Below are 12,048 nucleotides of genomic sequence, written 5' to 3'. Positions count from 1 at the left end.
CAGATTCCGCCAGACAACCATCATGAAGAAGATCCTCGTCCTCAACGGCCCCAACCTCAACCTGCTCGGCACGCGCGAGCCCGAACAGTACGGACGCGACACGCTGGCCGACGTCGAGCGCCTGTGCAAGGAAACGGGCGCGAAGTTCGGCGTCGAGATCGAATGCCGTCAGTCGAACCATGAAGGCGTGCTGATCGACTGGATCCAGGAGGCCGGCCGCGAGGTTGCGGCGGGCAACATGATCGGCGTGGTGATGAACCCCGGCGCCTACACCCACACCTCCATCGCGCTGCACGACGCCATCAAGGGCGCGAGCGTGCCGCTGATCGAACTGCACATCTCGAACGTGCACGCGCGCGAGGAGTTCCGCCACCACTCGTACATCTCGCCCGCGGCGAAGGGCATCATCGTTGGGCTGGGCGTGAAGGGCTACATCCTCGCCATCACGGCGCTGGCGACCTGACCCGAGCCTTCGGCTCGATCAATAGAGTTGCTTCGGCGCTGAGGCCTTCCAGCTGCGGCTGATCCGGCCCTGGCTGTCGATGCTCTCCAGGTGCACGTCGAAGCCCCAGAGCCGCGCGACGTGCTTGAGCACCTCTTCCGCCGTGTCGTGCAGCGGCAGGTTGTTGCGCTGCGTGTGGCGCAGCGTCAGCGAACGGTCGCCGCGCATGGCGACGTTCCATACCTGGATGTCGGGCTCGCGGCTGCCCATGTCGTACTGGCGTGACAGCGATTCGCGCAGCGCGTGGTAGCCGCTGTCGTCGTGGATGGCAGACACCTCCAGTTCCGACTCGCTCTGGAAGTCGCGGATCGAGAACAGGCGGAAGTCCCGCATCGTTTTCGGGCTCAGGAACTGGCCGATGAAGCTCTCGTCCTTGAAGTTGCGCATCGCGTAGTCGAGCGTGCGCAGCCAGTCGGTGCCGGCGAAGTCGGGGAACCAGCGGCGGTCTTCCTCGGTGGGCTTCTCGCAGATGCGGCGCAGGTCGGTGTACATCGCGAAGCCCAGCGCATACGGGTTGATGCCGCTGTAGGCGCGGTGGCCCACCGGCGGCTGGAAGATCACGCCCGTGTGCGAGCTCAGCCACTCCATCATGAAGCCGTCGGCGAGCTGGCCGCGGTCGTACATGGTGTTGAGCAGCGTGTAGTGCCAGAAGGTGGCCCAGCCTTCGTTCATGACCTGGGTCTGGCGCTGCGGGTAGAAGTACTGAGCGATCTTGCGCACGATGCGCACCACCTCGCGCTGCCACGGTTCCAGCAGTGCGGCGTTCTTCTCGATGAAGTAGAGCAGGTTCTCCTGCGGTTCCGCCGGAAAGCGCTTGGCCGCATCGGCCTCGGCCGCCTGCTCGCTCTTGCGCGGCAGCGTGCGCCAGAGGTCGTTCACCTGCTGCTGCATGTGGCGCTCGCGCTCGGCGCGCTGGGCGGCCTCCTGCGCCAGGGAGCGCTTCTGCGGGCGGCGATAGCGGTCGACGCCGTAGTTCATCAGCGCATGGCATGAATCGAGGAGCTCCTCGACCGCATCGAGTCCGTGGCGCTCCTCGCACTCGGCGATGTAGTGCCGCGCGTAGACCAGGTAGTCGATGATGGACGAGGCATCCGTCCACATCCGGAACAGGTAGTTGCCCTTGAAGAAGCTGTTGTGGCCGTAGGCCGCATGCGCGATCACCAGGGCCTGCATGGCCATGGTGTTCTCCTCCATCAGGTAGGCGATGCAGGGGTCGGAGTTGATGACGATCTCGTAGGCGAGGCCCATGTGGCCGCGCTTGTAGTTCTTCTCGGTCGAGATGAACTGCTTTCCGTACGACCAGTGGCGATAGATCATGGGCATGCCCACGCTCGCGTAGGCGTCCATCATCTGCTCGGCCGTGATGACTTCGAGCTGGTTCGCGTAAACGTCCAGGCCGTAGCCGCGGGCGGTCTTGGCGATCTCGGTGTGGTAGGTCTCGATGAGCTCGAAGGTCCAGTCCGACGGGCTGGGCAGGCGCTCCAGCCGCGGCAGGCTGGTGGCAGGAGGAGGGGCGGAGATGGCGGTGTTCATGACGTGACCCCTTCCTTCTTGAACAGGTCGCGGAAGACCGGGTAGATGTCCTGCGCGTCGGACACCTTGCGCATCGCGAAGTTGGGCTCCACGCCCTCGAGCTGCTGGTATTCCTGCCACAGGTTCTGCTCGGTCTCGGCCACCTGCACGTAGGCGTAGTAGCGAACCACCGGCAGGATGTTCTCGACCAGCAGCTCGCGGCAGCGGCCACTGTCCTGGTGCCAGTTGTCGCCGTCGCTGGCCTGCGCGCCGTAGACGTTCCATTCGCCGCTGGGGTAGCGCGCCTTGATGATCTCGTCCATCAGCACCAGCGCGCTCGACACCACCGTGCCGCCGGTCTCGGTGGCGTGGAAGAACTCTTCCTCCGTTACCTCCTGCGCCTGCGTGTGGTGGCGCAGGAAGACCAGGTCGATCTTCTCGTAGTGCCGCGTGAGAAACATGTACAGCAGCATGAAGAAGCGCTTGGCCATGTCCTTGCGCGCCTCGTCCATCGAGCCCGAGACGTCCATCAGGCAGAACATCACGGCCTTGGCGCTGGGCACCGGCGTCTTCACGCGGTTGCGGTAGCGCAGGTCGATGGGGTCGATGTAGGGCACGTGCCGCATGGTTCGGCGCACCTCGGCGATGCGCTCTTCCGTCTCGCGGATTTCCTTCTGGATGAAGGGCTGCTCGAACTGCGGATGCTTGCGCAGGCTTTCGAGGTGCGCCTCCAGCCGCTTGAGCTCCTTGCGCGGTTCGCCGCCCAGCGCGATGCGGCGGGCGAGGGCACCGCGCATCGAGCGCACCACGTGCAGGTTGTTGGGCGAGCCGTCGCTGGTGAAGCCGGCCCGGTGGCTCTTCCACTCGGGCACGTCGGCGATCTGGGTGCGGATGAGGTGCGGCAGCGCCAGGTCGTCGAAGAAGACGCGCATGAACTCCTCGCGCGTGAGGCGGAAGACGAAGTCGTCCTCGCCTTCGCCGCTGTCGCTGGCTTCCCCGCTGCCCGAGCCGCCTCCGCCGCCGCCTTCGGGGCGCTTGATGCGGTCGCCCTTCAGGTATTCCTGGTTGCCCGGGTGCACGTATTCGCGGTCGCCGCCGCGAGCGTGGCCGAACACGGGCTCGGACACGTCGTGGCGCGGCAGGGTCACGTCTTCGCCTTGCTCCAGTTCGCGGATGTTGCGGCCGCTGACGGCGCGCCTCACCGCTTCCTGGATCTGCCCCTTGTAGCGCCTGAGGAAGCGCTCGCGGTTGCCAATGGACTTGTTCTTGCCCGATAGCCGGCGGTCGATGATCTGCTGCAGGATGGCCACGATGTTGTCAACGCTCCTTGCAAAGAGAGAACGATCGGAAGGGCCGTTTTTCTATGAGCTCTTGCGCACCCGCAGGTACCACTCGCACAGCAGGCGAACCTGCTTGGCCGTATAGCCCTTCTCGACCATGCGGGTCACGAAGTCTTCGTGCTTCTTCTGCTCGTCGGCGCTGCTCTTGGTGTTGAAGCTGATCACCGGCAGCAGCTCCTCGGTGTTGGAGAACATCTTCTTCTCGATCACCGAGCGCAGCTTCTCGTAGCTGGTCCACGCCGGGTTGCGCCCCGCGTTGCCGGCCCGCGCGCGCAGCACGAAGTTGACGATCTCGTTGCGGAAATCCTTCGGGTTGCCGATGCCGGCGGGCCGCTCGATCTTCTCGAGCTCGGCGTTGAGCGAGGCGCGGTCGAAGACTTCGCCGGTGTCCACGTCCCGGAACTCCTGGTCCTGGATCCAGTAGTCGGCGTAGGTGACGTAGCGGTCGAAGATGTTCTGGCCGTACTCGCTGTAGCTCTCGAGGTAGGCGGTCTGGATCTCCTTGCCGATGAACTCCGCATAGCGCGGCGCCAGCAACTCCTTGATGTAGCTGATGTACTTCTGCTCGACTTCCGGCGGGAACTGCTCGCGCTCGATCTGCTGTTCGAGCACATACATCAGGTGCACCGGGTTGGCGGCGACCTCGGAACTGTCGAAGTTGAAGACCTTCGAGATGATCTTGAAGGCGAAGCGGGTGGAAACGCCGCTCATGCCCTCGTCCACGCCCGCGTAGTCGCGGTACTCCTGGATGGACTTGGCCTTCGGGTCGGTGTCCTTGAGGTTCTCGCCGTCGTACACCTGCATCTTGCTGAAGGTGCTGGAGTTCTCGGGCTCCTTCAGGCGCGTGAGCACCGAGAGCTGGGCCATCATGCGCAGCGTTCCGGGAGCACAGGGCGCCTTCGCCAGCGAAGAGTTGCGCACCAGCTTCTCGTAGATCTTGATCTCTTCCGAGGCGCGCAGGCAGTAGGGCACCTTGACGATGTAGATCCGGTCGAGGAAGGCCTCGTTGTTCTTGTTGTTGCGGAAGGCCTTCCATTCGCTCTCGTTGCTGTGCGCGAGCACGATGCCGTCGAAGGGAATGGCGCCGAAGCCTTCGGTGCCCTTGAAGTTGCTTTCCTGCGTGGCGGTCAGCAGCGGGTGCAGCACCTTGATCGGCGCCTTGAACATTTCCACGAACTCCAGCAGGCCCTGGTTGGCCAGGCACAGGCCACCGGAGTAGGAGTAGGCGTCGGGGTCGTCCTGGGCGAAGGTCTCGAGCTTGCGGATGTCGACCTTGCCGACCAGCGAGGAGATGTCCTGGTTGTTCTCGTCGCCCGGCTCGGTCTTGGCGACCGCGATCTGCCGAAGCACCGACGGGTAGCGCTTGACCACCTTGAACTGGCGGATGTCGCCCCCGTACTCCTCGAGCCGCTTGACGGCCCAGGGCGAGAGAATTCGATTCAGGTAGCGGCTCGGGATGCCGTATTCCTTTTCAAGGATCTCGCCGTCTTCGACCGTATCGAAGAGGCCCAGCGGCGATTCGTTCACCGGCGAGCCCTGGATCGCGTAGAAGGGAACGTGCTCCATGAGCTGCTTCAGGCGCTCGGCGATCGAGCTCTTGCCGCCGCCCACCGGGCCCAGCAGGTAAAGGATTTGCTTCTTTTCTTCCAGCCCCTGCGCGGCGTGGCGGAAATAGGACACCACTTGCTCTATGGCGTCTTCCATGCCATAGAACTCCTTGAACGCCGGATAGATCTTGATGACCTTGTTGGCGAAGATCCGCGAAAGCCGGGGATCGTTGCGGGTGTCGACCAGCTGGGGCTCCCCGATGGCCTTGAGCATGCGCTCGGAAGCCGTGGCGTAAGCCATGGGATCGCGCTTGCAGATGTCCAGGTAGTCCTGCAGCGAGATGACTTCCTCGCGGGTGCGCTCGTAGCGGGCGGCAAAGTTGCTGATCACATCCATGGTCACGCCTCCTTCAGGTCGATGGGCTTTATGCCCGATGGCGTGCAGCAGGGGCCTTGCGCAACATTAAAAGGTGTGCCTGCCCATGGCTGCATGCCGCGGAAAACTCCCTTACCACAATCTGCTAACAATCAGCATAAAGCAAAGATTGAACCCGGCAAATCATTTGTTAATTCAGAACCACGACGCCAAGTAAAGTTCAACAAAAAACAAGGAACAAATTTCCGGATTTCAGGTAAATTCAAAGGCTCGCTTTCCTAATTCTCTCCGGGTGAAACACCTATGCCGAATGGCCATCGTCCGCCTTTGGCTTTTCTCCGGGAAAAAATCGCCTATTGAGCTTCGCAGCTCAAAAAAGAGCGTCTCCTGTTGCAATAACGCGCGATCTGCCGTTCGGTTTATTGTTCAGCTCAAAAAAATATAAAAGCAATCCTCGCGCCACTTTGCGATGGGTCGCTTGCGCGAACCTGTGTGGGAGGCCGGCTCGCCCGGGAGTGAGCCGGCATGTTCTGCGACGTGGGAAGGTGCGAAGCGCACTGGCGGCGTGCCTGCCTGAAGGCTGGAAGGCCCGCATGCACCAACGTGGAGGCCCTGAAACGGCAAAGGGCCGCAGTGCGGCCCTTGCTGGAAGCGGGTGGTCCCGCGAGGAGTGAAGTCTCAGGTGCTACATGCCCGACGCGGAGAAGGATCCGCGCATCTCGCCAGCACCGTATGGCGCACTGGAACGGCCCCTGGGCTGCCCCTCCTTGCACGCCTTTGGTGCTTTCCGATTCGTTAGCTGAAGAATTCCTTCGCCTTGTCGAACCAGCCCTTGTCGGTCGGGCTGTGCTTCTCGCCGCCCTTCTTGAGCGACTCGTCGAGTTCCTTGAGCAGCTTGCGCTGGAACTCGGTGAGCTTCACCGGCGTCTCGACGCGCACGTGGCAGTACAGGTCGCCCGGGTAGCTCGAGTTCACGCCCTTGATGCCCTTGCCGCGCAGGCGGAACTGCTTGCCGCTCTGCGTGCCTTCGGGAATGTCGATGGCCGCCGCGCCCTTGAGCGTGGGCACGTTGATCTCGCCCCCCAGTGCAGCGGTGGTCACGCTCACGGGCACCACGCAGTGCAGGTTGTCGCCGTCGCGCTCGAAGATGTCGTGCTTCTTGAGCCGGATCTCGATGTACAGGTCGCCCGGCGGGCCGCCGTTGACGCCGGGCTCGCCGCTGCCCGTCACGCGCATGCGCTGGCCGTCGTCGATGCCGGCGCGGATCTTCACTTCGAGCGTCTTGTTGCGCTTGATCTTGCCCTGGCCGTGGCATGCGGTGCAGGGCTCGGGAATGATCTTGCCGCTGCCGTGGCATGTGGGGCAGGTCTGCTGCACGCTGAAGAAGCCCTGGCGCATCTGCACCGCGCCCGCGCCGTGGCAGGTGGTGCAGGTGATGGGCTTGGTGCCGGGCTTCGCGCCCGAGCCGTGGCAGGTCTCGCATTCGTCCCAGGTGGGAATGCGGATCTCGGTGGTCTTGCCCTCTGCGGCTTCCTCGAGCGTGATCTCCATCGCGTAGCTCAGGTCGCTGCCGCGGAAGACCTGCCGGCCGCCTCCGCGGCCCCGGCCGCCGCCGAACACGTCGCCGAAGATGTCGCCGAAGGCTTCCGCGAAGCCGCCGAAGCCTTCAGCGCCCGGGCCGCCGCGCATGTTGGGGTCGACGCCGGCATGGCCGTACTGGTCGTAGGCCGCGCGCTTCTGCCCGTCGGACAGCATTTCGTAGGCTTCCTTCACCTCCTTGAACTTGGCCTCGGCCTCCTTCGAGGTATCGCCGTGGTTGCGGTCAGGGTGGTGCTTCATCGCGAGCTTGCGATAAGCCTTCTTGATTTCTTCCTCGCTGGCGTTCTTGGGGACGCCGAGGGTTTCGTAGTAGTCGCGTTTGGTGGCCATGGCAGGTCGATCGGGAGATCAGGGGAAGCAGCTGGAACTCGGGTAACTTGAAGCGAGAAAGGCTGGAGCACCCTTTCAGGTGTTCCAGCCTTGGTCGGCGGGCTGGAGATCAGCCCTTCTTGACTTCCTTCACTTCGGCGTCGACCACGTTGTCGTCTGCCTGTGCGTGCGATGCAGCTTCCGCGCCAGCGGCACCGGCAGCGGCCGAGGCGCCGGCTGCGGCCTGCGATTCGGCATACATCTTCTCGCCGAGCTTCTGGCTCGCGGTCATCAGCGCGTTGGTCTTTTCCTCGATCGCGGTCTTGTCTTCACCCTTGAGGGCTTCTTCCAGGTCCTTGATCGCGGTCTCGATCGCTTCCTTCTCGGCGGCTTCGAGGCTGGCACCATGTTCGCCCAGCGACTTCTTCACGCTGTGGACCATGGCTTCGCCCTGGTTGCGCGCCTGCACGATCTCGAGCTTCTTCTTGTCGTCGGCCGCGTTGAGCTCCGCGTCCTTCACCATCTTCTGGATCTCGTCCTCCGACAGGCCCGAGCTCGCCTTGATGGTGATCTTGTTTTCCTTGCCGGTGCCCTTGTCCTTCGCGCCGACGTGCAGGATGCCGTTGGCGTCGATGTCGAAGCTCACCTCGATCTGCGGCGTGCCGCGCGCTGCCGGCGGAATGCCTTCGAGGTTGAATTCGCCCAGCAGCTTGTTGCCCGCGGCGATGTCGCGTTCACCCTGGAACACCTTGATGGTCACGGCCGGCTGGTTGTCTTCCGCGGTCGAGAAGGTCTGCGCGAACTTCGTCGGGATCGTGGTGTTCTTGGCGATCATCTTGGTCATGACGCCGCCCATGGTCTCGATGCCCAGCGACAGCGGGGTCACGTCCAGCAGCAGCACGTCCTTGCGGTCGCCCGAGAGCACCTGGCCCTGGATGGCGGCGCCGACGGCCACGGCTTCGTCGGGGTTCACGTCCTTGCGCGGCTCCTTGCCGAAGAAGGCCTTCACTTTTTCCTGCACCTTGGGCATGCGGGTCATGCCGCCGACCAGGATCACGTCGTTGATGTCGCCCACGCTGATGCCGGCGTCCTTGATGGCCAGGCGGCAGGGAGCGATGGTGCGCTCGATCAGCTCGTCGACCAGGCTTTCCAGCTTGGCGCGGGTCAGCTTGATGTTCAGGTGCTTCGGGCCCGATGCATCGGCCGTGATGTACGGCAGGTTGATGTCGGTCTGTGCGCTGTTCGACAGCTCGATCTTGGCCTTTTCAGCGGCTTCCTTCAGGCGCTGCAGGGCCAGCACGTCCTTGCTCAGGTCGACGCCCTGTTCCTTTTTGAACTCGCCGATGATGTAGTCGATGATGCGCTGGTCGAAGTCTTCGCCGCCCAGGAAGGTGTCGCCGTTGGTCGACAGCACTTCGAACTGCTTCTCGCCGTCCACGTCGGCAATTTCGATGATCGACACGTCGAAGGTACCGCCGCCGAGGTCGTACACGGCGATCTTGCGGTCGGCCTTGTCCTGCTTGTCGAGGCCGAAGGCCAGGGCAGCAGCGGTGGGCTCGTTGATGATGCGCTTGACGTCGAGGCCCGCGATGCGGCCGGCGTCCTTGGTGGCCTGGCGCTGGGCGTCGTTGAAGTAGGCCGGCACCGTGATCACGGCTTCGGTCACGGTCTCGCCGAGGTAGTCTTCGGCGGTCTTCTTCATCTTGCGCAGGATGTCGGCGCTGACCTGCTGCGGGGCCATCTTCTTGCCGCGCACTTCCACCCATGCGTCGCCGTTGTCGGCCTTGGCGATGGTGTAGGGCATCAGGTCGATGTCCTTCTGGACTTCCTTTTCCTCGAACTTGCGCCCGATCAGGCGCTTGATCGCGTACAGCGTGTTCTTGGGGTTGGTGACGGCCTGGCGCTTGGCCGAGGCGCCGACCAGCACTTCGCCGTCTTCCTGGTACGCGACGATCGACGGCGTGGTGCGCGCACCTTCCGAGTTCTCGATCACACGCGTGGTGTTGCCTTCCATGATCGCCACGCACGAGTTGGTGGTGCCGAGGTCGATGCCGATGATCTTTGCCATGTTCTTACTCCTGAAAGCCTGAAAAATATGTTGTTATGAACTTGTGGATAACCCGTCGCGATTCAAGGTATGAAGCGGGGATTTCCTGTGGGAATCTTGTGTGCCGCGGTGCCGTTCACTTCGGCGCGCTGACCGTGACCAGCGCGGGGCGCAGCACGCGGTCGTTGATGGTGTAGCCCTTCTGCAGCACGCTCACCACGGTGTTCGGCTCCTGGTCGGCGGGCACCATCGAGATGGCCTGGTGCTGGTGCGGGTCGAACTTGGTGCCGGGGGCGGGGGCCACCTCGATCACCTTGTTGCGTTCGAGCGCGCTCTTGAGCTGGCGCAGCGTGGCTTCGGCGCCTTCGCGGATCTGCTCGGGCGTGGCGTCCTTGACGGCCAGGCCGGCTTCCAGGCTGTCGGTCACCGGCAGCAGGCTTTCGGCGAAGGCCTCGACGGCGAACTTGCGGGCCTTGCTGACTTCCTCGTCGGCGCGGCGGCGGGCGTTCTGCACGTCTGCCTGGGCGCGCAGGTACTGGTCGGCGAGCTCGGCATTCTTGGTCTGCAGCGCGGCGAGTTCGCCCTGGGCGACGGCCAGCGCGTCCAGCGCCTCGGCTTCATTGGCGGCTTGCGCTGCCTCCAGTTCTTCGGGGCTTGGCTCGCCTTGCAGCATTTGAGAATTCTGTGCGGATTGTTGCGGGTCAGACATTTTTCAAAGAACCGGCACGTGCCGGAAAACAAACGATAGCCAGCCACTTGGGGCTGGCCAGAGGCATTTCAAGCGAAAAAATGGGGTCGAAACGACCTCCGAGACAGAAAAAGGCCCGGAACCGGGCCTTGGAGCCGTCAGCTGGGAGGCTCAGTGCGCGTCGAGCAGCTCGACGTCGAACTTCAGGGTCGCGTTCGGGGGGATCACGCCGCCCGCGCCGCGAGCGCCGTAGCCCAGCGATGCGGGAATGATCAGCGTGCGCTTGCCGCCGATCTTCATGCCGGCCACGCCTTCGTCCCAGCCCTTGATGACCTGACCAGCGCCCAGCGAGAACGCGAAGGGGTCGTTGCGGTCGCGGCTGGAGTCGAACTTGGCGCCTTGCACGCCGTCGTTGTAGAGCCAGCCGGTGTAGTGCACGTGCACGTGGTGGCCAGCCTTGGCTTCGGCGCCGGTGCCGACTTCGGTGTCTTCGTATTGCAGGCCGGAGGGAGTGGTGGGCATGGGAAACGCTCCTTGCGTCGATGTGAGATCCGTGGATCGAAGGCGCGGAGTTTACCGAGGCCCGGCAGGCGGCCCTGCCGTCCGTCAGCCGTGGCTGGTGTCGTCGCCGGGCGCCGCGGGCGTAGGCGCAGGCGCCGCGAGGGGATCGGGAGAGGGGGCCGCAGCCGGCGCGACCGGGGTTGCGGCGGGGGCGGCCGAGGTGGCCGTGGCGGCAGCGGTGGGTGCGGCGGCGGGTGCAGCGGGCGTGGTGGCCGCGGCCTTCTTCATCTGGCCGAGCTGCCATTTGCCGGCAAAGGCCTGCAGGTCCGACAGGCGCTTGAGCAGGTCCTGCCCGCTGAGCGTGAGGCTGTAGCCGTCGCTGCCGTGGCCGACGAGGCCGGCCTCGCGCAGTTCCTTGATGCGGGTGTTGAGCGTGTTGGGAGTGATGCCGCCGACGCTGTCCTGCAGCAGGCGGAAAGTCTGCGCGTGGCCGTCGCGCAGCGCCCAGAGCACGCGCAGTGCGTAGCGGGCTTCGAGCAGGGCGAGCAACTGGCTGACGGCTGCGGTTTCCTTGGTACTCATCGACATCATCTCCTCGAAGCTGGGCGGGCCGTCGGCCTGTGGGGCAGCGCGACGCCTCGCGTTCTTGTGGTTGGTACGAACCGTCTCGTTGGCCGGCGACTATAGCTCAATCGATGAGAATGCTACTAGTTTTGTAGCTGTGAAGGCAATCTGGGTGCGGGTTGTGAGACAAAGCCTCACAAATTGGCGTAGTCGGCCATGGCTTCGCCCAGCCGGATCGCGCGGCCTGGAGACCACTGCGGGTTGAAGGCCAGCGCGGGCGCCGGGAAAAGCATGACGACGGTGGAGCCCAGCAAGAACCGGCCCATCTCGTCGCCCTTGCGGATGTCGATCTGCTGGTCGGTGTAGTGCCACTCGCGCAGTTCGCCCACGCGCGGCGGGTTGACCACGCCGTGCCACACGGTGGCCATGCTCCCGACGATGGTGGCGCCCACCAGCACCAGCACGAAGGGCCCGCGCGCCGATTCGAAGACGCAGACCACGCGCTCGTTGCGCGCGAAGAGGCCGGGCACGCCGCGCGCCGTCGTCGGATTCACCGAGAACAGGTCGCCCGGCACGTGGATCATGCGCACCAGCCGGCCGTCGCAGGGCATGTGGATGCGGTGGTAGTCCTTCGGGCTCAGGTAGAGCGTGGCGAAGCTGCCGTGCGCGAACTTGGCGGCCAGCGTGGCGTCGCCGCCCACCAGCGCCGTGGTCGTGTAGTTGTGGCCCTTGGCCTGGAAGATCTGGTCGCCCTCGATGGCGCCGAACTGGCTGATCGCGCCGTCCACCGGGCAGATCAGGTCGGCCTGCGCGATGGGCCGCGCACCGGGTTTGAGCTCGCGCGTGAAGAACTGGTTGAAGCTCTTGTAGTGGCGGATGTCCGACTCGAGCGCCTCGCCCATGTCCACGCCGTACTTGGCCACGAAGCGCCGGATGATCCACGTCGTCACGGCGCCCCGCTCCTTGCCCGCGACCCAGCCGGCGAAATTGGTCAGGGCCTGCTTGGGAAACAGGTATTGGGGCAGTACGGCGGAGCGGTCGGACACGTGGGAAGGATCTGGAA

9 protein-coding genes and 1 pseudogene are annotated in these 12,048 nt (G+C 64.3%); 1 reads left to right on the top strand and 9 read right to left on the bottom strand.

What is annotated here, in order from left to right; genetic code table 11:
• The first annotated feature begins 22 nt into the window (after nt 1–22).
• Entirely contained in the window at nt 23–463 is a 441-nt protein-coding gene (aroQ, locus tag FHT32_RS24215; protein ID WP_176667144.1) for a type II 3-dehydroquinate dehydratase, read from the top strand.
• An 18-nt stretch (nt 464–481) separates the two neighbouring features.
• On the opposite strand, the gene FHT32_RS24210 is transcribed toward aroQ, so the two are convergent.
• The 9 genes and pseudogenes from FHT32_RS24210 to asd form a co-directional block, all read right to left on the bottom strand.
• Nucleotides 482–2,035, bottom strand: coding sequence for a SpoVR family protein (locus tag FHT32_RS24210; RefSeq protein WP_176667143.1), 1,554 nt, complete (start codon nt 2,033–2,035; stop codon nt 482–484).
• Nucleotides 2,032–3,324 (bottom strand): YeaH/YhbH family protein, encoded by a 1,293-nt coding sequence (locus FHT32_RS24205; protein ID WP_176667142.1) that lies wholly within the window; start codon nt 3,322–3,324, stop codon nt 2,032–2,034. Before FHT32_RS24205 ends, FHT32_RS24210 begins: the two co-directional genes overlap by 4 nt.
• Before the next feature lie 51 nt (nt 3,325–3,375).
• Entirely contained in the window at nt 3,376–5,298 is a 1,923-nt protein-coding gene (locus tag FHT32_RS24200) for a PrkA family serine protein kinase (RefSeq protein WP_093203555.1), read from the bottom strand.
• 774 nt (nt 5,299–6,072) lie between these two features.
• Complete coding sequence (dnaJ, locus tag FHT32_RS24195) at nt 6,073–7,206, bottom strand: molecular chaperone DnaJ (protein WP_176667141.1); 1,134 nt, start codon at nt 7,204–7,206, stop codon at nt 6,073–6,075.
• A 109-nt stretch (nt 7,207–7,315) separates the two neighbouring features.
• Nucleotides 7,316–9,253, bottom strand: coding sequence for a molecular chaperone DnaK (gene dnaK, locus FHT32_RS24190; protein ID WP_176667140.1), 1,938 nt, complete (start codon nt 9,251–9,253; stop codon nt 7,316–7,318).
• Nucleotides 9,254–9,368: 115 nt separating this feature from the next.
• Nucleotides 9,369–9,941 carry a nucleotide exchange factor GrpE gene (gene grpE, locus FHT32_RS24185; protein WP_176667139.1) on the bottom strand — a complete coding sequence of 191 codons (573 nt, stop codon included), beginning with the start codon at nt 9,939–9,941 and terminating at the stop codon, nt 9,369–9,371.
• A gap of 150 nt (nt 9,942–10,091) precedes the next feature.
• The gene (locus FHT32_RS24180; RefSeq protein ID WP_019655816.1) at nt 10,092–10,442 is read right to left on the bottom strand and encodes an FKBP-type peptidyl-prolyl cis-trans isomerase; all 351 of its coding nucleotides are present in this window, start codon (nt 10,440–10,442) and stop codon (nt 10,092–10,094) included.
• A gap of 258 nt (nt 10,443–10,700) precedes the next feature.
• Nucleotides 10,701–11,003 (bottom strand): annotated as a pseudogene (locus tag FHT32_RS35485) (winged helix-turn-helix transcriptional regulator); the annotation flags it as partial.
• 176 nt (nt 11,004–11,179) lie between these two features.
• Entirely contained in the window at nt 11,180–12,031 is an 852-nt protein-coding gene (gene asd, locus FHT32_RS24170) for an archaetidylserine decarboxylase (protein ID WP_176667137.1), read from the bottom strand.
• Between the last annotated feature and the right edge of the window lie 17 nt (nt 12,032–12,048).

The organism is Variovorax sp. SG517, assembly GCF_013376045.1.
Classification (GTDB): Bacteria; Pseudomonadota; Gammaproteobacteria; order Burkholderiales; family Burkholderiaceae_C; genus Variovorax.
Note: the sequence above shows the minus strand (reverse complement) of the source record. Positions and strands in the feature narration are given on the sequence as shown.